The following is a 23,861-nucleotide window of genomic DNA, read 5'->3' as shown; positions in this document are numbered from 1 at the left end:
TAGATCAGCTCGCGCCTCGAGCGGAAGCCCGCCCGCTCAGCGCGGCGTGAGCCAGTCGTCTTCCGCGGAGACGCCCCCGTCGTTCCAGATCCAGACGACCTTCTGGTACGTGAACGCGACCTCCTCCTGCTCGGGCAAGCGCGATTGCCCCGGGTTCCTCACGTTGTGCATGTGGAACTGGATGCTCGAGATGTTCGCGTTCGTGAGCTGGACCGTGAAGACAGGCTTCTCGACGCCGATCGCGATCGACCTGTAGAACTGGAGCTCCCAGCGGGGGATGCCCTCGTTGTGGCTGAGGATGCTGAGGAGGAGCGGGGTGGACCGATCGAGGTCCTTCGTGACGACGAAGGGCTTGTGCATCCGCTTGCCCGTCGGGCGCCCGGTGACCGGGTCGCGCGGCCCCACCAGCGAGTGGAATACCTCGGTGACGAGGATGCTACCTTCTCGCCCCTTCTGGGTGACGGATCCCCTGATTTCCCCTTGTCTTTCGCCAGTGAGTCTGAGGTAGGCGCTGAGGGGCATGCCAACATTCTGAGCTTGCTGCGCGTGATGGCCATGCCTGATTTTGAGGAATCCCCTGGAGCGGGGCGCAGCTTCGTGCGCTACGGGTTCATCCGCGTCGTTCGGCTCGCTGCGGCGTACTTTCGTACGCCTCACTCGCCTGCCTAAGCGGCTGAGCCCGTAGCGCACGAAGCTGCGCCCCGCTCTGATGCCCCAACGTCAGGACAACAAACGCAACCGGGCGACCCGAAGGCCGCCCGGTGCGACGAGACCTCGACCGCTAGGCGTTACTGGTTCGGCGCCTGCCAGTCGTCGTCCGCCTGGCGCGCGCCGTCGCCGTCATCGTACGACCACTCGATCTTCTGGTAGGTGAAGGAGACCCGCTCGTACTCCGGCCTGTCCTTGCTGCCGTCGTTCAAGCGGGTGTTGTCCATCTGGAAGTCGATGCTCGCGACCGTCGCGTTCGTGAGCTTGACCGTGTAGTGGTTCTGCTCCTTGCCGACGTTCTTCGACGCCGCGGTGCCCGGCGTGTAGAACTTGAGCGTCCACTCCGAGATGCTCTCGTTGTTGACCAGGGCGTTGTAAAGAAGGGGGGTTGACTTGTCGAGCTCCTTCGTGATCACGAAGGGCTTGTGCTGGCGCTTCCCGCTGGGCATCCCGGTCGCCGGGTCACGCGGGCTCACGACCTGATGCTGGACAGCGATGACAGCGATGGTCTTCTCGCGACCCTTCTGGGTGACCGAGCCGTCGATGGGGCCCTGGGTAATGCCCTTCAACTGGAGATGAGCTTGCAACGCCATGATCAGATGCCTCTTCCTTCAAGAACTCGCCGCCTGGGCTCAGTCTACGCCCCATTGCGCGCTGGCAGACGGTCCGCCCCGTCGGGACTAGGAGTTAAGAAACATAGAGATAAGACTCTCATCGTATCTCTACCCCTGTTCGTCTCAGGGAGTCCAGAAGGTAACTCCCTCTTTGGGAGCGTCAAGACTTTTGTGTCCCGGGGCAGCGCGGGTTTCTTGGCATTCGGTTGGCATTCGGTTCGCTTTCGGTTCGCTTTCGGTTGGGGTTTGGTTCGTGTCTGGTTCCTGAGGGCGCGCAATATTCCGTCGCGAAGCCATCGCTTCCATAAGAGGACGCGGGCGTGTCCATCGCGTTGCGGGCGTGTGGGGAACGTGACGACGCGCGGGACGGCAGCGTGATCTGGCATGCGTGCGGCCGCCGACACCGAGAACGAGGCGGGCTGGCCGGCCAGAGCCGTTGGCCGGCCAGAGCCGTTGGCCGGCCAGCCCCGTTGGCCGGCCAGGGCGTTGGGTCGCGAACTCGCCTTGGCGACGCCTTGCATGATACGAAGAGCGCGTGAGCATCGTTCGCTTCGGCTCCGTCGTCGGCCTGGGGCTCGCCGCCGCCCTCGCGGGCTGCGGATCGTACCCAGAGCAGCCACACGGCGAGCTCCAGACACGCAAGCAGAATCCGATCCCGGTGTGCACGACCCAGCTGCCGCCTGCGAAGCGCGGGGCAGGCGGCAAGGCGGCCGTCCGCACCCTCGACCCAGACCAGTGGCTGAGCGTCGTCATTCCCGGCTACAGCGAGGAACGCGGGATCGGACCGACCGACGTCGACTGTACCGGCCACTACGTGTTCGCCAACGAGACCCTGCGCGGCGGCATCTCCAAGTCCGGCTGGCCGCGCAAGATCGATCCCGACGAGGTCGAGATCCGCTCCGGGCCGGAGGGGCTTCGCGCCGTATGGGTGCGCGTCCTCAAGTTCGAGAACGGCGACGAGGGCGGCCTCGTGGCGCTCGTGCGAGCGGCCGGCGATCGCGCGGACGTCTACGGGGTCGGCAGCTTCCGCGCGCCCGCCAAGGGGACCAAGCTGTCCCCGGTGCGCCTCGGCAACGACAACCTCGTCGTGGCCGAGACGAAGAGCTGCCCTGATCCCGACGACTGCCGACAACGAGCCCACTTCTACCTCGCGCGGAGGGGACGGCTGATCGAGGCGGCGTCCGTCGACCTGGAGCGGACGGCGGTGGTGCCCTCCGTCACCGAGCGCGGGCTCTACGCTCGCTACGTGCTGCGCACCGACGTCTCCTACAAGCCGAACGGCATTCAGCTGCTCGAGCAGGTGCGGGTGAAGATCGTGAAGCACGACGATGGCAACCGCGACAGCGACCGCGAGCTCCGCCGCGTCGAGTTCCAGCGATTCCTCCGGGTGGAGCGAGATACGCTCTTCTCGTCGAACGATCCGCTCTGGGAGCGCGTCGTCGGACAGGACTAGAGCGGCGGTCACCCGCTTCGGATACGGGCCCACCTCGACGTTTTCGGTGCTCAGCGCACGGGAGTGCGCTTGCGCGCCGAAAACGCCGATCTGGGCCCGTCTCCTGTGCGGGTGACCGCCGCTCTGCTCGGCATGGGGCAGAGGGGGGGCGGAAACCGCTGGAGAACAGCAGGCGCGGCCAGGGGGTCGTAGAGGGGGCGGGGGGGCGGGGGGGCGGGGGGCCCGCCGGACGCGCGCCTTGCCCGCGCATGGCGCGGACGCGGCGCGCGTGATGTGCTCGAACCTCGGCCTGCCCCCCTGCGCTCCCCCACGACCCCTGGCCGCTCCAGCGAGCGGGGGGAGGCTTGCTAGCGAGGGGAGGAGGGAGGCCTGGCGGAGAGAGGGGAGGGGGCCTGCCGGAGAGGCGGCTACCAGCAGAACAGCGCGTTGCCGTAGCCGCAGTTCGGGCGCTGGAGCATCGCGTAGGCGGTGCCGACGGCGAGGCCGCTCAGGAAGCCGGTGACGCCGCCGATCGCGATCTGACCGGCGTTCTCGTGCGGCCGCGTGTCGCCGGGGGCGACGCTCCGGGCGATGGTGGTGACGACCGAGGCGGTGAGGGGGAAGGCCACATTGCCGATGAAGCCGCCGGCGTTGAAGCGGCCAGACGAGTAGCGGAACGTGTCGACCACGAAGATGCCCGTCCCCGCGCCCGTCGCGCCCCAGGAGGCGAACGCGTGCGTCGACGGGCCGCCGAACGACTCGCAGCCCGAGTCGGACACAGCCGCCTTCGTCTCGTCGATCGAGCAGCCAGGGCGCGTCGACTCGAGCGCGTTCTTGATCGGCAGGTCCACGAGCAGCGTCAGCGCCGTCATCGTCATGGCGGGCGCCATGACCGAGAAATGCCAGCGCCCCTTCCAGCCGACGGTGGCCTCGGGATCGCTGTAATACACACGCGGCATCAGGAAAACGACGGAGCTTCCCAGCACGAGGCTCACGTCCGAGACCGTGGCCCAGTTCTTATCGCGTTGGACCGTCGTCTGCGCGGCCGCCTCGATCGGGGCGAGGAGGCACGCGGCGACGGCCAGACATCCTGCTGCTACGACTTTCTCCCTGATTCGCATGAACGGCGCCTCGCGTTCGGCCGCGCCTCCGGCGAAGATCGGCGAGCCCATGACGCGGCTCGCCGCGCGAAGCCCCGCCGTGTTGGGGCGCTAGCGTTTGTTCGGATTCCCAGTGCCGGGGAAGCGGACGATGCTCCGGCCTCCCGACTCGCCGGACGACCCATAGTCCTCTGCGGCGGTCGCAGCGTACGCCCGAGAGAACTGCTCGCCAAATATTTCCCGAAAAGTCTCCTTGTCCTCCCCCGAATAGTCGCCGTGGCGGCGCTCGTAGAGCTTCCAGAGCTCCTCGTACCTGTTCGAGAACAGCCCGCCTTTCTTGCCCGCGCGCTCGAGCTTCTCCTCGAGCGTCTTCGGGGAGAGCTTGACGAGCAGCGACCTCACGCCCCCCATCACGCCGTTCAAGAGCGCGATCTGGTGGCTCATGACATCCACGAAGATCTCGTGGAGGTGCCGCGCGGCGTCCGGGCCCCCGACCGGCGTGAGCAGGACCGTGCCGAGCTCCTTCGCGTCCTGCGCGTTCGCGACCTTGTCCGTCTCCGCGGAGCGATCGCGCGCCAGCACCTCGGCCTCGAACTCCTGATAGCCGTCGCGCAAGCTCACGAAGCACTTCAGGAAGACCTCCATCGTGTCGCGGAGCCGCCGCGCGAAGTTGACGATGCCCGCGACGTCGTCGGGCGGCTTCGTGCCGGGCGCGAGGGCGCCCGCCAGCTCGGAGAGCGCTGCGAACGCCGCGTTCGCCGGGGCCAGCTCGCCGAGCGTGCGGTAGTCCACGCCGTAGTACTGAGAGATCTTCTGGAAATCCCGCTCCGCGAGCACGCTCGGGTGCTCCTCGCCGAGCCGGCGCAGGTAGCTCTGGCGCGCATCGGGCGGGAGGCGCGCGAGGTGATCCCAGATCATCCGGTAGACCGCGGCCCACGCGGTCCGGTACGCCTCCAGGTACGGGACCACCTGCCGCAGGTAGGGGTCTTCACCGCCGGGGGCGGCGCGCTTCTGCGGGCTGATCAGCGCGGAGAGGTTGTCTCCGCCCGTGCCGAGCAGCGTGCCGTCGTTCGGGCTCTCGGACTTCAGCGGCGCCTCGATGATCGCGAGCCGGATCTGGATCGGGCCGATCGTGATCTCCGGCTGGCCGCTCACGTCCACCGAGGTGTCGCGCGCCAGCCGGTGCCCCGCGAACATCGTCCCGTTGGTGGAGCCGAGGTCGCGCACGAGGATCCGGCGATCGCGGACGTCCACCGCCGCATGGAACTGGGAGATGTAGGGCCGGTCGATGTGAAGGTCGTTCAGCTGATTCCTGCCGATCCGGACAGGGAAGCGCTCGAACGAAGCGTCGAAGCTTTGGTTGGCCTGGGTGTCGGACACGCGGGCCGAGAGCGCCGCCGGCATGGGTGCAGACTAGCAGACCCGCTCCGCCGGACGGGAGTGCCTGACGTCCATCCGCACCATGCGGCCCGCCAGTCCGCGTGCGGCCCACCCAGAGGCCACGCCGAGGCCGGCCCGTCCAGAGGGCGCCGAGGCCGGCCCGCCCAGCGGCTCGCCAAGCCCCGCCCACCCGGGCCGGCCGGTTTGTTGACCGGTTTGCCTACATGGTGCGACGTTGAACCACACGCAAATGAGCCTCGTCCACAAGATCCCTCCCCTGGTCTCGGCCCTGGCGTTTGGCTACGGGGTCGGGATGGCGGCGCCCCAGTCGGCGATCACGTCGGTCCAGTCGGCGGTGTCGACCTACCAGCTCGGGGCGCCGCGGGCGACGGCGCCGGTCGGGGCGCTCGCCGCGGCGCCGCCGCCGACCGCGGCGTCTGCGCGCGGGCTCGACGGCCCGGCAGCGCCGCCGGGGGGCGAGTCGCGGGAGCTGTGGCGGCTGCGCGAGGCCGCGGGGCGCGACGCGCGGGAGGGCGCCGCGTGCGAGGTCGACCGGCCGAGCTTCTCGCGGCCGCCGCGCGCGTTCTCGGCGGAAGGCAGCTACGCCGACGACGTGGACGACCTCGACTCGGCCGGCGCCGAGGCGCTCTCGAAGCTGCAGCTGCCGGACCTCCGGCTCGCCGTGTCGCGCCGCACCCTCAAGTACGTCCGCTTCTTCACGCGCACCGACCGCGGGCGGCAGATGTTCGAGACGTGGCTGAAGCGGAGCGGTCGGTACCAGGAGATGATCCAGGCCGAGCTCAGGGAACGACGGCTTCCGGAGGATCTCCTCTGGGTGGCCATGATCGAGAGCGGCTTCGACCCGAGGGCGAAATCCCCGGTCGGCGCCGTCGGGCTCTGGCAGTTCATGCCCGCCACCGGCGCGGTCTACGGGCTCCAGCAGACGCGGCACCTCGACCAGCGGAAGAACCCGCGCCTCGCCACGCAGGCGGCGGCTCACCACCTGCGCGATCTCTACCTGCGCTTCGGCAGCTGGGATCTCGCGCTCGCGGCCTACAACATGGGCTACGAGCAGCTGCTCGACCGCATCGATCGCTACGGGACGTCGGACTTCAACGAGCTGGCGCGCCAGGAGGCGATCCCCTCGGAGACGGCCGCGTACGTGCCGAAGATCGGGGCGGCGGCGATCGTGGCGAACAACCTGGAGCGGTTCGGGTTCGATGAGGTCGCGGTGAGCCGGCCGATCGACGCCGCAGAGATCGCGGTGTCCCCGGGGACGCCGCTCAAGACGCTGGCGAAGGCCGCCGGCGTCGGGACCTCGACGCTGCGGAAGCTGAACCCCGACATCCTGGGGGACCGCGTGCCGCCCGGACGGGGGGACTTCCTCGTGATGCTCCCGTCGGACACGCTGGCGCGAGCGCAGGCCGCCCTGCCCGCGATGCTCTCCACGGACGTGCTCTCCACGGACGACGCGTCGATCCTCGATCCGGTCGACCTGCTCGGTGGGCGCGACTTCGCGCCGCGGAGGGGGAGCCGGGACGACGAGAGCCTGCTCTCGCTCCTCCCGAAGCCCGCGCGGAAGCGGACGGCCGAGACGGCGGAGACGGACGTGGACGACGACGGCCGGCCTGCGCTCGGCAAGCGACGCTCGATGCGCGATCCCGTGGCGATGTCGTCGCTCGACGACGGCGCGGAGGGCTCGTCCGACGACGACGCGGTCGACGTCTCGCGCGCCCCGCTGCGGACGCGCGCCGCGCGCGGGCAGTCGCGGTCCGCGCGCGAGGTGATGCTCTACCGCGTCGCGCCCGGCGATACGCTGATCGGCGTGGCGAGGCAGTTCGTCATAGACGTCGAGGACGTCGCGCGCGATAACCGTATTGAGCCGGACCAAAAGCTCCGCGTCGGCGCCCTGCTCAAGCTGCGGATACGGCCCGACATGGTGGACCGCGTCGCGGCCGGCGAACCGCTCGCCGCGCAGGAGAAGGACGACGGCGCCCGCGACGCCGCGCCGGCGCCGCGCGGCGACGCGACCCGCGGGGGGGCCAAGCCGCCCGTGAGGGAGCGCGGAGACGCGAGCGGGGCCGAGGGCCGCGCCCCGGAGGCCGCGGAGAAGAAGCGCAAGGGGCGAGGCTGACGAGGCGCTTTCGGACGAGGGCGCGCCTCGGTTAGCATGCCGCGCATGCAGCTCGTCGACACAAAAGCCATCGTCAAGCGACTCACAAAGAACTGCACCTCTGCCCTCGAGGCGGCGATTGGCCAGTGTGTCAACGCGCGCCACTACGAGGTCACGCTCGAGCACCTGCTCCTCGCGCTGCTCGACGACGCGAACTCCGACATCGCGTTTCTCGTATCCCACTATGATCTCGACCCCTCGCACCTCCGCGCCGCGCTCCAGCGCAGCCTGGAAGAGCTGAGGAAAGGCAACGCCGGGAGGCCCGTGCTCTCGCCGACGATGCTCGAGTGGATGCAGGACGCCTATCTCGTCGGATCCATGGAGTACGGCTACCAGCGGGTCCGGAGCGGCGTGCTCTTCCAGCGCCTCGTCCAGCAGCCGACCCGGTACTCGGTGAGCAGCATCGGCGCGTACCTCGAGGGCATCTCGAAAGACGATCTCAAGAACAACCTCTCCAAGATCGTCTCCGGCTCCAAGGAGGAGGCCGAGGCCGCGGCGGCCTCGGCGGGCGCGGGCGCGCCCGGGGCCGGGAAGCTGCCGGCCGGGATGGCGAGCGCCGGGCCCGATTCGGCGCTGGCGAAGTTCTGCGTCGACTACACGGGGAAGGCGCGCGCGGGGCAGATCGATCCGATCTTCGGCCGCGAGCGGGAGATCCGGCAGGTCATCGATATCCTCGCGCGGCGGCGCAAGAACAACCCGATCATCGTCGGCGACGCGGGCGTCGGGAAGACGGCGCTCGTCGAGGGGCTCGCGCTGCTCATCGTCGAGAGCACGCCGGAGAACCCGAAGGTGCCGCCGCTCCTGCAGGGCGTCGACATCCTCGGGCTCGACATGGGGCTGCTCCAGGCAGGGGCCGGCGTGAAGGGCGAGTTCGAGAACCGGATGAAGCAGGTGATCGCCGAGGTGAAGGGGTCGTCGAAGCCGATCATCCTCTTCATCGACGAGGCGCACACGCTCATCGGCGCGGGCGGCCAGCAAGGCGGCGGCGACGCGGCCAACCTGCTCAAGCCGGCGCTCGCCCGCGGCGAGCTCCGGACGATCGCGGCCACGACGTGGAGCGAGTACAAGAAATATTTCGAGAAGGACGCGGCCCTCGAGCGGCGCTTCCAGCCGGTGAAGGTCGACGAGCCGAGCGAACCGGCGGCCGTCGTCATGCTCCGGGGGCTCCGGCCGAAGTTCGAAGCGGCCCACAACGTCATCATCCAGGATGAGGCGGTGACAGCGGCCGTGCGGCTGTCGGCGCGCTACCTGACCGGAAGGCAGCTGCCGGACAAGGCGGTCGACCTGCTCGACACCTGCGCGGCCCGGGTGAAGGTCGCGCTGCAGCAGCGCCCCTCCGCGGTCGAGGACGCCGAGATCCTCATCGTGAACACAGAGACCGAGCTCAAGGCGCTCGAGCGCGATCGCGACAGGGGCGTGCACATCGATGAAGAGCGGGTCAGCGCGCTGAAGGACAGGCTCGCGAAGGCGAAGGCCGAGCTCGAGTCGGTGCGCGCCGACTACGCGAAGGAGACGGCGGGCACGCAGCGGGTCATCGACGCCCGCAAGAAGATGGACGAGGCCAAGACCAACGAGGAGCGCGACGCCGCGCGCCGCGAGGTGGTCAAGGCCCTCGACGAGCTCAAGAAGAGCCAGGGCGAGGTGCCCCTGGTCCGGCCGGACGTCGACGAGGCCATGGTCGCGAGCGTGGTCGCGGCCTGGACGGGCATCCCCGTCGGCAAGATGGTCCAGGACGACGTGAAGGCGCTCCTCGAGATGGAGGACCGGCTGACCCGGCGGATCAAGGGGCAGACGCACGGCATCGTGAGCATCTCGAAGGAGCTCCGGAGCGCGCGCGCGGGCCTGAAGCCGCTGAGCACGCCGCAGGGCGTGTTCCTGCTCGTGGGGCCCAGCGGCGTCGGCAAGACGGAGACCGCGCTCGGGATCGCCGACCTCATGTTCGGCGGCGAGCGGATGATGACGGTCATCAACATGTCCGAGTTCCAGGAGAAGCACACGGTCTCCCGGCTCATCGGCTCGCCCCCGGGCTACGTCGGCTATGGCGAGGGCGGCATGCTCACCGAGGCCGTGCGCCAGCGGCCCTACACGGTGGTGCTCCTCGACGAGGTCGAGAAGGCCGACCCCGACGTGATGAACCTGTTCTACCAGGTGTTCGACAAGGGCATGCTGAGCGACGGCGAGGGGCGGCTCGTCGACTTCAAGAACACGGTCATCATCCTGACGAGCAACCTCGCGACCGACAAGATCACGAACATGACGGTCGCCGCGCGGGAAGAAGACCCGTCGCGCCGCCTCGACGCGGACGGCGAGTTCATCAAGGAGATCGTCGAGGCGATCAAGCCGACGCTCTCCGCGCACTTCAAGCCGGCGCTTCTCGCGCGCATGACGACGGTGCCGTACCTGCCGATCTCGCCCGACGCGCTCGGCGAGATCACGCGGCTCAAGCTCGACGCGCTCGTCGACCGCCTGCGCAAGAGCCAGCGGATCGAGGCGTCGTACTCGGACGCGCTCGTCGACACGATCGCGGCGCGCTGCACCGAGGTCGACACGGGGGCGCGCAACATCGACCATATCCTCCGGGCGTCGCTCCTGCCGCAGCTCTCGGTCGCCGTCCTCGAGAAGATGGCGGAGGGGCCGCTTCCGAAGCGGCTCCAGATCGGGGTCGACGCCGAAAAGAACTTCACGATCTCGTTCTCGGACTGAAACGGACTGAATCGGACCGATCGACGCCGCTCGCACACCGAAAGTTGTACTGGCCGCGAGACTCCGCATAAATTGGGCGGAGCATGGTCCCGTTCGCCAAGCTCCTACAGCGTTCGATGTGGATCGGGGAGCCGCGTTCGCCCTCCCCCGCAGGGGAGGGCTCGGCGCGCCGGCCGGGGCCTCGACGTCGGCCGGCGTCGCTCCTCCGCGGGGCGGCCCCGGCGAAGGTCGCGGCGGCCATCGCGGCGGCGACCTTCGCCGTCGGCCTCGGCGCCGCGCTGCCCGCCGCGGTCTCGGGCTGCACGTCCGCCGCGCCGCCGCCCGCGGCCCCCGAGCCGTGCGACGTCCAGATCGTGACGCTCTCGATCTACGCGTCCGACAACATCAACCCCAACGAGAACGGGAACCCCCGGCCCGTGGTCGTGCGGCTCTACCAGCTGAAGAGCAGCGCGCGCATGGAGAACGCGACGTACGACCAGATCCTCCTCAAGGACAAGGAGACGCTCGAGGACGACCTCGCCAAGGTCGACGAGGTCGAGGTCTTCCCGAACGACCTCGTCGAGGTGAAGTTCGAGCGCCTGCCCGACGCCAGCCACCTCGTCGGCGCCGCCCTGTTCCACAGCCCGAAGGGCAACAGCTGGAAGACCTTCTACGAGTTCCCGCTCCCGCCCGGAGAGGCCCAGTGCGGCGGCCGCGAGCCCGACGCAGGTCCGCCCGTGGCCGATCCGCGGGTCGCGTTCTTCATCGACTCGACGAAGATCGACAACGGGGTCGAGTTCGACGAGTCGATGTTCCCCAACGCGAGCGCCGTTCGCCGGCTCAGCCTGCCGAAGAAGGTGGCCGCGCCGGAGGCGCCCGCTCGCCCGGGGAAGTGACGGCCGTGGCGCGCGCAGGTCGTCCTCCCAGCTGCAGTCCACGCGACGTGCGCGACGTGACCGCGCGGCCCCGGTCGACAACGAGCGGCCCGATGCGCGCAGCGCAGCGTCGTCGCTCCCCGCGCCCGACCCGCTTTCGCGACGCCGCGCACGGCACATCTGATAAGACTGGACGGGCGACATGATTCACCCGCGCAAGCCGGTCTGGACCGAGGGGCTCTTCATGACCCCTCAGCACCTGCAGCAAACGGACGCCTACCACGAGACGCTGCTCCACGCGCGCCTCCACGCCGTCGTGGGCTATGACTGGGGCATCACGTCCGCCCAGTTCGATGAGCGGGCGCTCTCCGCCGGGCAGTTCAAGGTGGTCAAATGCCACGGCGTCTTCCCCGACGGCACGCCGTTCTTCATCGGCGATCGCGGCGAAGACCAGGTCGAGGCGCGGCCGCTCGAGGGCGCCTTCCCGGCCGCCTTGAAGACGCTCGACGTCTTCCTCGGCATCCCGAACCTGCGCGAGACCGCGGCGAACATCAGCCTGGACCCGGCGAAGGTAGGCCCCGCCCAGCGGTTCGTGGCCGCCCAGACGACGGTCCCGGACGTGAACTCCGGGCGCAACGAGCAGTCGGTCACCTGGGCCCGCACCAACCTGCGGCTCCTCTTCGGCACCGAGCCGCGCGACGCCTACCAGACCGTGCGCATCGCGCAGCTCGTCCGCGACAGCTCCGGCGCGATCGCGCTGCGGAAGAATTTCATCCCGTCGGTCCTCCGCATCAACACGTCGGATCACATCATGTCCGGCCTCCGCCGCGTGCTCTCGGCGCTCGTCGGCAAGCAGAAGTCGCTCGTCGAGGGGCGGCGCATGCGGAGCGCGGCGTCGGTCGACTTCCAGGCCTCCGACCTCACCAAGTTCTGGCTGCTCCATACCCTGAACTCGTACATCCCGATCGTGTCGCACCTCGTCGACCACGGCGGTGCGCACCCGGAGCAGTGTTATGTCGTCCTCGGCTCGCTCATCGGAGAGCTCTGCACCTTTGCAGCGACCGACAGCGATCCGACGACGATCCCCAAGTTCAACTACCTCGAGCTCGATGGCGTCCTCGACCCGATGTTCGACCGGGCCTGGCGGCTCATCAACGAGGTTGTCACGGAGCAGTTCGTCATCGTGCCGCTCGAGAAGCGCGAGGACGGCATGTACCTCGGCAGGTTCGAGGACCCGAAGCTGCCCCGCAGCCACGAGATGTTCCTCGAGGCGAAGGGCACGGACGAGGCCACGCTGCGCGAGCGGCTCCCGCGCCTGCTCAAGATCGGCTCGTGGACGCAGATCGGGCACATCCTGCACTCCGCGACGCCCGGCGTGAACGTCGCCATCGAGTACCGGCCGCCGGGCGCCATCCCGATCAAGCCGGGCCTCGTCTACCTCCGCGTCAACCAGAACGGCGATTACTGGAACGATATCCTCGGCTCTGGCACGATCGCTATCTACCAGCCGATCGAACCGCAAAAGGTCGATCTCCGGCTGATCGCCGTCCCGGCAGGAAAGTGAACGTGTCAGGCCGCCCCCTCCGGGTGAGGAGCCCATGAGCCTCTCGCAGACGATGTACTTTGTGTGCTCCGACGTGCTCTCGCTGATCCTGCAGCTCAGGAACTCGCGCGACCTCCCGGCGCCCGACATCCTCCAGCGGCGCGTCCTCGGCCTGTTCGACACGATGATGCAGAACGGGCGGGAGGCGCGCATCCCCGAGCAGGACATGATCGACGCGAAGTTCGCGCTCGCGGCATTCGCCGACGAGGTGATCTTCAACTCGAACTGGCCGGGGAGGACGCAGTGGCTCCAGAACCCGCTGCAGTTCCAGTTCTTCCAGCTGAACACGGCCGGCGACGGGTTCTTCACGAACCTCGACAACCTCTACGGCCAGCGCGGCAGGAACCACGTCGCGCAAATCTACTTCCTCTGCTTGGCCCTCGGCTTCCAGGGGAAATATCGTTTGCGCCAGCAGGAGGGCCTCGGCGCCGTGATCGAGGGCGTGGGCAACCACGTCGCTGTCTCCGAGGGCGGCGGTGAGGTCCTCGCGCCGAACGCGGAGCGCAAGGACGGCGGGGCGAACGCGGTGCGCCGCGAGCTGCCCTACCTGGCCATCGCGCTCGGGCTGCTCGTGCTGGCCGTCCTCGTGGTCATCGTGCTCCGGCTCGTCGTGGCCTCGGACGCGGAGGGCGTGGCCGACCAGATCAAGAAGCTGATCAGCACGGGGACCTAGGCGACTCCGCCGTTCTCTGCTGTTCCCGAGGGAGACTTCCGATGTGGCTGTGGATCCTGAGCGCCCTGTTCCTCACCGCCGTGTGGGGAGTGTGGTTCATGCTGCGCCCGGCGGCAGGGGAGGGGGCCGAGGCGTTCCCGATCGAGATCCCGCTCGTGGCGACGGCGGTCGTCCTCGCGGTGCTCGTCGGGCTGGCGATCTATAGGCGCATCCGCGCGGCGCGCGCCGCGCGGGCGCTCGAGAAGGCGATCGCGCAGCAGGCGCAGGAGCAGGTGATCAACGCGAAGCCGGAGCGGCGCGCGGAGATCCAGGAGCTCAACCGGCAGATGCAGGAGGGCATCGCCGCGCTCAAGGCCTCGAAGCTCGGCGGGGGCAAGCGGGGCGCCGACGCGCTCTACGTCCTCCCCTGGTACGTGATGGTCGGCCCGCCCGGGGCAGGCAAGACGACCGCCCTCCGGCACTCCGGGCTCGTGTTCCCGTACGTCGACCCCGAGCGCACCGGCGTGCGCGGCGTCGGCGGCACGAGGAACTGCGAGTGGTGGTTCACGAACGAGGCGATCCTCCTCGACACGGCCGGCCGGTACACGACCGAGAGCGACGACCACGACGAGTGGATGGCGTTCCTCGAGACGCTGCTGCAGCACCGCGAGCAGAAGCCGCTGAACGGCGTCATCGTCGCGGTGAGCCTGAGCGAGCTGCTCGACGCGAGCGACGAGCAGATCGATCAGACCGGCAAGAAGATCCGCGCGCGCATCGACGAGATGCAGCAGACGCTGCACATGGTCCTGCCGGTCTACGTGCTCTTCACGAAGAGCGACCTGGTGGCGGGCTTCACCGAGTACTTCGGCGACCTGAAGAAGAGCGAGCGCGCCCAGGCGTGGGGCGCCACCGTGCGGCTCGACGAGAACAAGGACGAGCCCGGGAAGATCTTCGATCGCGAGTTCGACGTGCTCGTCGAGAAGCTCCACGCGCGGCTGACGAAGCGGCTCATCGGCGAGCGCAACCGCGAGGTGAAGGAGAAGAGCTACCAGTTCCCGCTCGAGTTCGCGGCGGTGAAGCGCAACCTCTCGGACTTCATCGCGGCGGCGTTCGCGCCCAAGGCGGGCGCGGCGCCCACGCCGATCCTGCGCGGGTTCTATTTCACGAGCGGCGTCCAGGAGGGGCGGCCGCTCGACCGCGTGGTCGGGGCGATGGGGCGCGCGTTCGGGCTCCGCGCCGGGCTCGGCGAGGGCGAGGAGGACGCCGCGCTCCCGAAGGAGTCGAAGAGCTTCTTCCTGCACGACGTCTTCACCAACGTCGTCTTCCCGGATCAGGACCTGGCCGCGCGCTCCGAGGCGGAGCTCCGGCGGCGGCGGATGCAGCGGATCCTGGTCGCGGCGGCCGCGGCGTTCGTGGCGCTGCTGTTCCTGCTGCCGGCGGTGATCTCGTACTTCAACAACAAGGCGCTCGTCGCCGAGACCCGGCGCATCTCGGACGAGATCGCGTTCGTGGACTGGTCCGGGCGGGCCGGCGCGCCGCCGAACGTGCGAGCGAACATCGACAAGCTCGATCGGCTGCAGGAGCACGTGGGGAAGCTCGACGGTTACGTCGAGAACACGCCGATCGAGTACGGCTGGTTCATGTTCCAGGGGGACAAGCTGTTCCCGCCGACGATGGGCCAGTACATCATGAGCTTGAAGCAGGGCTTCGTCAGCCCTGCGAAGGCCCAGCTCGAGGCGAAGCTCGAGAAGGTGCGCGAAGGGGAGTTCCTGGACGGCTACAACGCCCTGCGGAGCTACCTCCTGCTCGGCAAGGAGTACCAGGGCCACATGGATGAGCAGGCGGCGCGGTGGCAGACCGGGCGGCTCGTCCAGGTCTGGGCCGACACCCTGAAGCCGTTCACCGATCTGCCCGAGAGCGAGCTCAAGGAGCGGCTCACGCCGCACGTCGCGTATTACATCGACCTCGTGCGGCGGAAGAAGCTCGAGGCCGAGGAGCTGAACGAGCCGCTCATCGCCCGGGCGCGCGCCGACCTGCTGCGGGTCGACCCGACGAAGCGCTACTACGATCAGTTTGTAACGAGCCTGATCGATCAGAAGTACGACGAGTCGGGGCCGAACACGCCGGAGAACCTGAAGTACCCGCCGGTGTCGCTCAACGAGATGTTCGCGGATCGGTCCGAGGTGCTGACCGTCATCCACAGCGCGCAGAAGAACCGGGGCGGGACGTGGTTCGAGGTGCAGGGACCCTACACGGCCAAGGGGCACGCGCAGGTGCTCGAGTCGCTGAAGGAGGGGAGGAAGAAGCTCGAGCGCGAGCTCTGGGTGCTCCCGCTGTCGAACGACGAGAAGCGGCAGGGCGACCAGATCCAGAAGGAGCTCGACCGCGTCCGGCAGGACTACGACAACGCGTACATCGCGCAGTGGGAGGCGTTCTTCCGCGACATCCAGGTCGACGTCCCGAAGACGAACCGGGACGCGATCCACGAGTTCAGGGTGCTCTCCACGCCCGACTGGCCCTACCGGCGGCTGCTCCAGCGGCTCTCGGACGAGACGCAGTTCGGGAAGGACGAGAAGCCGAGCCTGCTGACGGCGGACGGCGGCCTGCTCGACAGGGCCAAGGACATGATCGCGCAGAAGGTCGATCGGCGGACCGGCGTGCGGATCGACTCGATGCTCACGGGGAACCAGCGCGAGCACTACGATCCGGTGCCCGACAAGTTCGAGTCGATGGCCAGCTTCGGGGTGCCCCAGCCGCCGGCAGGCGAAGGGCAGCCCCCGCCGCCCCCGCCCAAGCTCGGCCAGTACGTGGGCCACCTCGAGCGGCTGGCAGGGGAGATGAGCGTCGTCGAGGACGGGCCGCCGGACGCGGACACCTCGAAGGCCACGGAGGCGTTCCAGGACGCGGTGAAGGAGACCCAGGGGCTGCTGCTCTCGATGGACCAGAACGGGCAGCGGCTGATGGAGCCGCTCCTCATGAACCCCCTCCGGCAGGCGTACAAGGCCGTCGTGCGGCGCGCAGGCGGCGCGGCGAGCGGGATCTGGGAGGTCGAGGTCTGGCCGCACTACCGCGACAAGATCAAGGACCGCTACCCGTTCAACCTCGCCTCGTCGCGCGACGCGTCGCTCGAGGACGCGATGGCCTTCTTCAAGCCGAAGGACGGGGTGCTCTGGGGCTTCTACGAGACATACCTCAAGGGCTTCCACTACCAGGTCGGGCACGAGTTCTTCCCGAAGGCGCACCTGTCGGGGCAGCCGCAGGCGGCGAAGCCGTTCACGCCGTTCAGCGCGAACCTGTACAACTGCCTCCGGCGCTCGAACGAGATCTCCGACGCGCTCTTCGGGAGCAGCGGCGGGGCGGAGCCGAAGGTCGTCTTCCACATCAACATGAAGACGGTCAGCCCGATCGTGAGCGAGGTGGTCTTCGAGGTCGACGGCCAGAAGAGGCTCTATCGCAACGAGAAGGAGTTCTGGCACACCTTCAACTGGCCGGGCGAAGGCGCGAAGGGCGCGAGGATCCAGGTGCGCGGCGCGGGCGGGCTCGACGAGGAGCTCGTGCGCGAAGGGCCGTGGGGGATCTTCCGGCTCTTCGAGGCCGGGACGACCACCGCCCAGAAGGACAACGACGAGCTGTTCACGGTGACCTGGCAGATGACCGCGCCGCCTGTGATCGTGACCATGGAGATCCGGCCGACCCGCGGGAACCACCCGTTCCCGACGAGCTTCTTCCGGGCGACCAACTGCCCTGCCAGCATCGGCGATCGCTTCGGCAAAGGGTGAGGTAGACAGCAACGGAGCCAGCGGGGGAGGGGGCGTCGTGCGGGGGGCCGGCGGGGGCCCCTCCCGCGAACTCGCGCCTTTTGGGGGGCCGTTGCCGTGAGAACGGGGGAGCCGAGACCGGGCGCGAGGCGCTCCGGTGCGGGCCGGCGCTCGGATTCGCGGGGCCCTACCCCGCCGGCCCCCCGCACGACACCCCCTCCCCCGCTGGCTCTTTGTGAAAAGGGGGAGGCTGCGCGGATCCTTGTCGGGGGGACGGGTCGCGCGGACTGGAACGGAGCGTGCGGGGGAGGGGGCCGGGCGCGCGGGGGCGGCGGGGTAGGGCCCCGCGAATCCGAGCGCCGGCCCGCGCCGGAGCGGGACGCGAATGATCTCGGCTCATCCGCGCATGTGGCAATGGCCACCAAAAGGCGCGAGTTCGCGGGAGGGCCCCCCGCCGCCCCCGCGCGCCCGGCCCCCTCCCCGCACGCTCCCGCCGCAACCGGGAAGGTGGTAGCGCTCGGTGAGCGGTTCGTGGTTCACTCCCAGCAGTCATGTTCTGGCGCCGCAAGAAGGGCCCTGCCGCTCCGCCGCAGATCGGCTGCTTCGGCAAGCTGCCCGCCACGGGCGATTTCATCCGGCTGAACGCAGGCGGAGAAGAGCTCGCGGCCTTCGACCGCTGGCTGGGCGCGTCCATCGATTTCGCCCGGCGCGCCATGGGCGCCCATTTCGACGCGCACTACCAGACCGCCCTGGGCCTCTTCGTCTTCCACGGGGAACCGAAAGGCGACGAGCCGCCCACCCGCGGGCTCGTGGGCGCCTGGGCCGCCAGCGGCGATAACGCCGGGCGGCTCTACCCGATGGTGGTGTTCGGGTCCTACGATTACGATCAACTCGTCTCCGCCGGGCCGTCGCTCCCCATCACCCTCTTCCCCCTCCTCGCCGCAGCCCACGACGCCGCGGCGAACGGCAGGACCCTGCCCGTCGATGCCTTCCTCCACCGCGTCTCCCAGATCGCGCCGCCGTCGCTCGACGACCCCGACGCGGCGCACGCCGCCTACCGCGCATGGCTGAAGACCCAGCCGATGAAGGCGCTCTGGGACGCCGGCTTCGGCACCGACGCGAGCCGCTTCTGGGTGCTGCAGAACATCCTCGACTCGGTGATCCCATTCCGCGGTCAGGAGCTCCCTAGGACAGGGCTCGCCCTCAGGCTGCCGCTCGGCGCAGGAGACGCCTACGCCGCCGCCGTGTGGATGGACATGACCCGCCGCCTGTCGAAATGGGGACGCACGCTGATGAACGCGTTCTGGACACCCCAGCGCACCCTGCTCCTCCACCTCGGTCCCCCCCACGTGGGCTCGTTCCGCGAGATGATCGCGCCGACCACCCAGGCCGAACACATCGCCGATCTCTGCGGACCTCCACGGGTCGAGGAGCACGTTTCCCGACATGCGCTCGGGCCGGAGCTCGACGCGCTCGTCGCCCGGACCGACCTGTCGCTCGACAGCTTCCTGGATGCCCTCGGCTGAGCCGATGGCCGAGCCGAAGGCGCCCGCTCGACCCCGCGCGCGGCCGCTCCGGTGGGCCGTCCGGCTCCCCGCCGGAGTCGCCATGCAATCGTCGTCTGATTCGCCGTCCACACCCAGGACGCCTTGATATCCTGCGCGCCCCATGGCCGCTGAAGACGCCGTCCAACAATCCAAAGAGCGGATCGAGGCGCTGTTCGCGCCCATCAACGGCGGCGTCGGCGCCGACGTCACCTACGACGAGGCGTTCGAGGGCCTCAAGAACGAGGTCGACAAGCTGCAGTCGCTCGCGGGCGGCAAGGTCGACTGGGGGCGCATCGCGAGCGTCGCCGATGAGCTCCTGAGCGAGAAGTCAAAGGACTTCCGCGTCGCGCTCTACTACGCGGCGGCGAAGTCGCAGGTCGACAAGCTGCCCGGCCTGCTCGACGGGCTCGTGCTCGTGCAAGAGCTGAACAACGCGTTCTGGGACACCATGTATCCCGCGATCAAGCGGCCCAAGGCGCGCGGCAACCTGTGCTCCTGGTTCGGAGACCTCGCGGCAGGGACGCTCTCCGGCCTCGCCGTCTCCGCCGCGGACCGCGACGTTGTGAACGCCATCGACCAGGTGAGCCGCGCCGTGGACGTCGACCTCGCCGACAAGCTCGGCGACGCCTACGGAGGGCTCGGCCCGCTGCGGAACGCGATCCGCAGCCTCGTCGCGAGCCTGCCCGCGGAGGCGCCGCCGCCGCCTCCGCCGCCGCCGCCTCCGCCTCCGCCTCCTCCGCGGGTCGAGCCGCCGAAGGTCGAGGCACAGCGGGCGGTCACGCCGGCGGCCGCCGCGCCGCCGCCCGCGCCCGTGGCCGTGGCTGCCGCGGGCGATCCGGCGCTCAGCCTCGAGGCGATCGTCGACGAGGACTCGGCGCTCGCCGCTCTCGGCAAGTGCTCGCCCCTGATGGCGCGCGCGGGCGACGCGCTCCGGGCGGCGGATCCGAAGCGGGCGTCCGCGTACCGCGTCCTGCGGGTCGGGCTCTGGGTCGACCTCCTCGACGATCCGGGCGCGTCGTCTCCGACGGGCAGCACGGCGATCCCGCCGCCGCCCGAGCACGTGCTGCAGACGCTGCCGGCGCTCACGAGCCAGGGGGCGTTCGCCGATCTGCTGCAGGTCGCCGACGAGTACGCGCAGAGCTACCCCCTCTGGCTCGATCCGCACCGGTACGTCGCGAACGCGCTCGAGCAGCTCGGCGACGACTACGCCGACGCCAAGCGGGCGGTGCTCGTCGAGGTGGGCACCCTGCTGCTCCGCGCGCCGCTCCTGCCGACCCTCAAGTTCAGCGACGGTACGCCGTTCGCGGACGGCGAGACGCAGGCCTGGCTCTCGTCCGAGGTCGCGGCCGCGCTCGGCGGCTCGGGTGCGAGCGGCGCGGCAGCCCCGGCGAGGCCGCGGAGCTACCTCGACAAGCCGCTCTCCGAGGCCCGAGGGCTCGTCGCGAACCAGCAGCCCATCGACGCGATGGCGCTCCTCGAGAAGGCCGCGGCCGCGGCTCCGTCGGCGCTGGACCGCTTCCGCGTGAGGCTCGCGATGGCCCAGATCAACATCGAGCTGTCCCAGTTCCTCGTGGCGCGGGCGCAGCTCGAGGCGCTGGAGCACCTCGTCGACCACCACCGACTCACCACCTGGCAGCCGGATCTCTGCGCGGAGCTCTACGCCGCGCTCTACACGTGCTACCGGGTCCTGAACCAGGGGTACGAGGCCACGCCCGAGGCCAAGGCGAAGGAAGCGCTCTGCTTCGAGCGCGTCTGCCAGCTCGACGCGGCGCTCGCCTTGAAGCTGTCGCTGGGGGAGTGAGCGGGATGCGCGGGGGTGCGAGGAACGGGGGAGGGCGGACGCGCGTCGCGCGGAGAAGCTTGCCCGAGGGGCGGGGGTTTTGTTCTATGCTCGTTCGGCCTGCGGGCGCTCCGCCCGCTGCTGACGGGGAAAGGAGCCTGCGATGAAAGAGGGATCGGTCGCGCCGAAAGAGCGCGTGAACATCACGTACAAGCCGGCCACCGGGAACGCGAAGGAGGACGTCGAGCTGCCGCTGAAGCTCCTGATGCTCGGCGACTACACGCAGCGGCCGGATCCGCGGCCCCTCGAGGACCGCAAGCCCATCAACGTGGACAAGGACAACTTCCAGAAGGTCATGAGCGAGCAGAAGCTCGCGCTCACCTTCAACGTGAAGGACGTCCTGTCCGAGCAGGAGAACAGCGAGCTCACGGTCAACCTCAAGTTCCGCCGGCTGAGCGACATGGAGCCCGAGGCGATCGCGAACCAGGTGCCGGAGCTCAAGAAGCTGCTCGACCTGCGCGCCGCGCTGACGGCCCTCAAGGGCCCGCTCGGAAACGAGAAGGCGTTCCGCAACAAGATTCAGCAGATCCTGAGCGACCCGGCTCAGCGCAACAAGATCGTGAGCGAGCTCGGGCTCGACAAGGAAGGGGAGTAAGCGATGGCGACGGAGACACAGGCCGCGGGGAGCGCGGGCGTCCAGACCCTCGAGGGCGGGTCGCTGCTCGACGAGATCCTCGCCGAGACGAAGATGACGCCCGGCGACGAGGGGTACGAGATCGCCAAGCGGGGCGTGCAGGCCTTCATCTCGGAGCTCGTCGCCCCGCGGCGCGAGGGGGAGAAGGTCGACAAGGCCTTCGTCGACGCGCTGATCGCGGAGATCGACGTCAAGCTGTCGCGGCAGATCGACGAGATCCTCCACAACCCGAGCTTCCAGAAGCTCGAGTCCGCGTGGCGCGGCCTCAAGTTCGTCATCGACCGGTGTGACTTCCGCGAGAACGTCAAGGTCGAGATGCTCAACTGCTCCAAGGAGGACCTCCTCGCCGATTTCGAGGACGCCCCCGAGGTGCCGAAGAGCGGCCTTTACAAGATCGTCTACTCGGCCGAGTTCGGGCAGTTCGGCGGCAAGCCGGTCGGCGCGATCATCGCGAACTACGATTTCGGCCCGGGCCCCCAGGACATCGCGCTCCTGCAGAAGTGCGCCGCGGTCGCGACGATGTCGCACGCGCCCTTCATCGCGGCGGCCGGACCGCAGTTCTTCGGCCTGAAGGACTTCCAGGGGCTGCCCAACCTGAAGGACCTCAAGGCGCTCTTCGAGGGGCCGCAGTACACGAAGTGGAACGCGTTCCGCGAGACCGAGGACGCGCGCTACGTCGGGCTCGTGATGCCGCGCTTCCTGCTCCGCCTGCCCTTCGGCGCCAACACCGTCCCGGTGAAGGCGTTCAACTACGAGGAGGACGTGGTCGGCCAGCACGACGCGTACTGCTGGGGCAACGCGACGTACGCCTTCGCCACCCGGCTCGCCGACAGCTTCGCCAAGTACCGTTGGTGTCCGAACATCATCGGCCCCCAGGCGGGCGGCTCCGTGGAGAACCTGCCGCTCCACCAGTACGAGGCGATGGGCGAGATCCAGACGAAGGTGCCGACCGAGATCATGCTCACCGAGCGGCGCGAGTTCGAGCTCTCCGAGGAGGGCTTCATCGGGCTCACGTTCCGCAAGGACTCGGACAACGCCTGCTTCTTCTCGGCCAACTCCGCCCAGAAGGCGAAGTTCTTCGGGCAGAGCGACGAGGGCAGGGCGGCCGAGATGAACTACCGGCTCGGCACGCAGCTGCCGTACATGTTCATCATGTGCCGCATCGCGCACTACCTGAAGGTGCTGCAGCGCGAGCAGATCGGTACGTGGAAGGAGCGCGCCGATCTCGAGAAGGAGCTCAACGACTGGATCGGCCAGTACGTCGCCGATCAGGACGTCGTCTCCGCGGCGACGCGCGGGCGCAGGCCGCTCCGCAAGGCGAAGATCATCGTGACCGAGGTGCCGGGGAACGCCGGCTGGTACAAGGTCGACATGCAGGTGCGCCCGCACTTCAAGTACATGGGCGCGTTCTTCACGCTGAGCCTCGTCGGCAAGCTCGACAAGGAGTGAGCCGCCGGCCACGGCACCGCCGCCACGCGGCGGTGCCAGGCCGCGGCGCGGGGGGGGCGAGGGCGCGCCGCCGGGGGGAGTGTTACCTCTCACGGCGCGCCGGCCCACCGATCCCCGCTTGGACGAGCTCGCCTGCCGGCGTAGGCTCGCGCCCATGAGAACGCTCTCCAGGATCTGCGTTTACTGCGGGTCGAACCCCGGCGTATCGCCGGCCTACCGCGAGGCGGCCGTGCGGCTCGGTGAGCTCCTGGCGGCGAGAGGGATCGGGCTCGTGTACGGGGGCGGCCGCGTCGGGCTCATGGGCGCGGTCGCCGACGCGGCGCTCGCGCGCGGCGGTGAGGTGATCGGCGTCATCCCGGGGTTCCTCAACCAGCGGGAGATCGAGCACCGCGGGCTGACCGAGCTCCGCGTGGTCGAGACGATGCACCAGCGCAAGGCGGAGATGGCCGCCCTCGCGGACGCGTTCATCGCCCTGCCGGGGGGCGTCGGGACGCTGGAAGAGCTGTTCGAGGTGTGGACTTGGACGCAGCTCGGCTCTCAGGACAAGCCGGTCGGGCTGCTCGACGTGGCGGGGTATTACCGCCCGCTGATCGCGTTTCTCGATCACGTCGTGGCCGAGCAGTTCATGAAGCCGGCTCATCGCGCCGTGCTGCAGGTCGCCGACGATGCGCCGGCCCTCCTGGAGCTGCTGGCCGCGTGGCGCCCGAGCGCCGAGGCCAAGTGGATGACGCCCGGCGAACGGTAAGCCCATCGCTCGATGTCCGGCTGAACCCTCCTGCCCGCCCTAGCAGGCGGCGCCCTGTCGGCGAGTAAGCAGCAAGGAGCGCGCCATGACCGACGCTGCGGCGCCCGTCGGGCCACGAGCGGCCCTGCTCCGACGGTCGCTCTCGCTGCGAGCGCACGGCGTCAGCAGGAGCGAGCTCTGCCGCCGTTGGCCCGTGTGCCGGCCGCTGAGCCCCGGCAGGCGCGCAGCCTCGGCGGCGCCGCGGGGACCAGGAGCGATGTGCATTCCGTCGATTCGAGCCCTCTTCTCTCGCCCCGTGCGCCGACGCGCGGACACGGAACGCGCGGACAGCGCCCTGCCGGAGAGAGCCCCGGCAAGCATCCTGCATCCACAACCGTCCTCGCCTCCTGAGGCGCCTATCAGGGTGCAGCCCAGTTGCGGCTTTTGCGAGGCTCCAGCAGGAAACGCCTGAACGCGGCGCGTTTTGCTCATCCGTGACAAGTTCATCCGTATCGCGCTCACCGAGCACAACGCCGGCCAGAGCACCTCGCTGTTCAGCGCGCCGCGCGGGTCATGTAGCGGATTGGCGCAGTTTTCAATGCCGTGACCTCGCCCGGTCGCGACGTGACGCGTGACGATCAATGGCTCCATCCCGTCGCCGGCGCGTAACTTGCTAAGACCTGGGGCGGT

At 69.3% G+C, this 23,861-nt stretch carries 16 protein-coding genes; 12 read left to right on the top strand and 4 right to left on the bottom strand.

Translation table 11 applies throughout. The annotated features are described in order from the left end of the window. Positions 1 to 36: 36 nt before the first annotated feature. Positions 37 to 522, bottom strand: coding sequence for a type VI secretion system tube protein TssD (gene tssD, locus WMF29_RS26900; RefSeq protein WP_437322998.1), 486 nt, complete (start codon positions 520 to 522; stop codon positions 37 to 39). 266 nt (positions 523 to 788) lie between these two features. Then, positions 789 to 1,301, bottom strand: a complete 513-nt coding sequence (locus WMF29_RS26895) for an Hcp family type VI secretion system effector (RefSeq protein WP_437322997.1) — start codon at positions 1,299 to 1,301, stop codon at positions 789 to 791. Positions 1,302 to 1,857: 556 nt separating this feature from the next. On the opposite strand from WMF29_RS26895, the gene WMF29_RS26890 reads away from it, so the two are divergent. Continuing rightward, positions 1,858 to 2,775, top strand: a complete 918-nt coding sequence (locus tag WMF29_RS26890; protein WP_272093897.1) for a hypothetical protein — start codon at positions 1,858 to 1,860, stop codon at positions 2,773 to 2,775. 407 nt (positions 2,776 to 3,182) lie between these two features. Here the strand turns inward: WMF29_RS26890 and WMF29_RS26885 are convergent, their stop codons facing one another. Continuing rightward, entirely contained in the window at positions 3,183 to 3,875 is a 693-nt protein-coding gene (locus tag WMF29_RS26885) for a hypothetical protein (RefSeq protein WP_437322996.1), read from the bottom strand. Positions 3,876 to 3,965: 90 nt separating this feature from the next. Next, positions 3,966 to 5,258, bottom strand: a complete 1,293-nt coding sequence (locus WMF29_RS26880) for a type VI secretion system-associated FHA domain protein (RefSeq protein ID WP_437322995.1) — start codon at positions 5,256 to 5,258, stop codon at positions 3,966 to 3,968. A gap of 211 nt (positions 5,259 to 5,469) precedes the next feature. On the opposite strand from WMF29_RS26880, the gene WMF29_RS26875 reads away from it, so the two are divergent. The 11 genes from WMF29_RS26875 to WMF29_RS26825 all read left to right on the top strand — a co-directional run bounded on the left by WMF29_RS26875 (position 5,470) and on the right by WMF29_RS26825 (position 23,192). Continuing rightward, positions 5,470 to 7,368: a transglycosylase SLT domain-containing protein gene (locus WMF29_RS26875; RefSeq protein ID WP_437322994.1), complete on the top strand. Its 1,899-nt coding sequence runs from the start codon at positions 5,470 to 5,472 to the stop codon at positions 7,366 to 7,368. A 36-nt stretch (positions 7,369 to 7,404) separates the two neighbouring features. Next, the gene (gene tssH, locus WMF29_RS26870) at positions 7,405 to 10,110 is read left to right on the top strand and encodes a type VI secretion system ATPase TssH (protein ID WP_437322993.1); all 2,706 of its coding nucleotides are present in this window, start codon (positions 7,405 to 7,407) and stop codon (positions 10,108 to 10,110) included. A 116-nt stretch (positions 10,111 to 10,226) separates the two neighbouring features. Beyond that, entirely contained in the window at positions 10,227 to 10,985 is a 759-nt protein-coding gene (gene tssJ / locus WMF29_RS26865) for a type VI secretion system lipoprotein TssJ (protein WP_437322992.1), read from the top strand. 181 nt (positions 10,986 to 11,166) lie between these two features. Continuing rightward, entirely contained in the window at positions 11,167 to 12,528 is a 1,362-nt protein-coding gene (gene tssK / locus WMF29_RS26860) for a type VI secretion system baseplate subunit TssK (protein WP_437322991.1), read from the top strand. 34 nt (positions 12,529 to 12,562) lie between these two features. Continuing rightward, the gene (locus WMF29_RS26855) at positions 12,563 to 13,240 is read left to right on the top strand and encodes a DotU family type IV/VI secretion system protein (protein ID WP_272093890.1); all 678 of its coding nucleotides are present in this window, start codon (positions 12,563 to 12,565) and stop codon (positions 13,238 to 13,240) included. Positions 13,241 to 13,281: 41 nt separating this feature from the next. Beyond that, positions 13,282 to 16,998, top strand: a complete 3,717-nt coding sequence (gene tssM, locus WMF29_RS26850; protein WP_437322990.1) for a type VI secretion system membrane subunit TssM — start codon at positions 13,282 to 13,284, stop codon at positions 16,996 to 16,998. Positions 16,999 to 17,528: 530 nt separating this feature from the next. After that, positions 17,529 to 18,503 carry a type VI secretion system-associated protein TagF gene (gene tagF, locus WMF29_RS26845; RefSeq protein ID WP_437322989.1) on the top strand — a complete coding sequence of 325 codons (975 nt, stop codon included), beginning with the start codon at positions 17,529 to 17,531 and terminating at the stop codon, positions 18,501 to 18,503. Positions 18,504 to 18,645: 142 nt separating this feature from the next. Then, positions 18,646 to 20,325 carry a type VI secretion system protein TssA gene (gene tssA / locus WMF29_RS26840; RefSeq protein ID WP_437322988.1) on the top strand — a complete coding sequence of 560 codons (1,680 nt, stop codon included), beginning with the start codon at positions 18,646 to 18,648 and terminating at the stop codon, positions 20,323 to 20,325. A 142-nt stretch (positions 20,326 to 20,467) separates the two neighbouring features. Continuing rightward, positions 20,468 to 20,959 (top strand): type VI secretion system contractile sheath small subunit, encoded by a 492-nt coding sequence (gene tssB / locus WMF29_RS26835; protein WP_012237614.1) that lies wholly within the window; start codon positions 20,468 to 20,470, stop codon positions 20,957 to 20,959. 3 nt (positions 20,960 to 20,962) lie between these two features. Then, positions 20,963 to 22,447, top strand: coding sequence for a type VI secretion system contractile sheath large subunit (tssC, locus tag WMF29_RS26830; RefSeq protein WP_437322987.1), 1,485 nt, complete (start codon positions 20,963 to 20,965; stop codon positions 22,445 to 22,447). A gap of 154 nt (positions 22,448 to 22,601) precedes the next feature. Beyond that, positions 22,602 to 23,192 (top strand): TIGR00730 family Rossman fold protein, encoded by a 591-nt coding sequence (locus WMF29_RS26825; protein ID WP_272093884.1) that lies wholly within the window; start codon positions 22,602 to 22,604, stop codon positions 23,190 to 23,192. Positions 23,193 to 23,861: the final 669 nt, after the last annotated feature.

It is taken from the genome of Sorangium sp. So ce381, from assembly GCF_051473845.1.
GTDB classification, from domain to species: domain Bacteria; phylum Myxococcota_A; class Polyangia; order Polyangiales; family Polyangiaceae; genus Sorangium; species Sorangium atrum.
This window is presented reverse-complemented; position numbering and strand designations above follow the sequence as displayed.

Bases quoted from the DNA above. Each gene is read 5' to 3' on its own strand.
- tssD (WP_437322998.1), bottom strand. From the start codon at position 522: ATGCCCCTCAGCGCCTACCTCAGACTCACTGGCGAAAGACAAGGGGAA.
- WMF29_RS26895 (WP_437322997.1), bottom strand. From the start codon at position 1,301: ATGGCGTTGCAAGCTCATCTCCAGTTGAAGGGCATTACCCAGGGCCCC.
- WMF29_RS26885 (WP_437322996.1), bottom strand. From the start codon at position 3,875: ATGCGAATCAGGGAGAAAGTCGTAGCAGCAGGATGTCTGGCCGTCGCC.
- WMF29_RS26880 (WP_437322995.1), bottom strand. From the start codon at position 5,258: ATGCCGGCGGCGCTCTCGGCCCGCGTGTCCGACACCCAGGCCAACCAA.
- tssH (WP_437322993.1), top strand. From the start codon at position 7,405: ATGCCGCGCATGCAGCTCGTCGACACAAAAGCCATCGTCAAGCGACTC.
- tssJ (WP_437322992.1), top strand. From the start codon at position 10,227: ATGTGGATCGGGGAGCCGCGTTCGCCCTCCCCCGCAGGGGAGGGCTCG.
- tssK (WP_437322991.1), top strand. From the start codon at position 11,167: ATGATTCACCCGCGCAAGCCGGTCTGGACCGAGGGGCTCTTCATGACC.
- WMF29_RS26855 (WP_272093890.1), top strand. From the start codon at position 12,563: ATGAGCCTCTCGCAGACGATGTACTTTGTGTGCTCCGACGTGCTCTCG.
- tssM (WP_437322990.1), top strand. From the start codon at position 13,282: ATGTGGCTGTGGATCCTGAGCGCCCTGTTCCTCACCGCCGTGTGGGGA.
- tagF (WP_437322989.1), top strand. From the start codon at position 17,529: ATGTTCTGGCGCCGCAAGAAGGGCCCTGCCGCTCCGCCGCAGATCGGC.
- tssA (WP_437322988.1), top strand. From the start codon at position 18,646: ATGGCCGCTGAAGACGCCGTCCAACAATCCAAAGAGCGGATCGAGGCG.
- tssB (WP_012237614.1), top strand. From the start codon at position 20,468: ATGAAAGAGGGATCGGTCGCGCCGAAAGAGCGCGTGAACATCACGTAC.
- tssC (WP_437322987.1), top strand. From the start codon at position 20,963: ATGGCGACGGAGACACAGGCCGCGGGGAGCGCGGGCGTCCAGACCCTC.
- WMF29_RS26825 (WP_272093884.1), top strand. From the start codon at position 22,602: ATGAGAACGCTCTCCAGGATCTGCGTTTACTGCGGGTCGAACCCCGGC.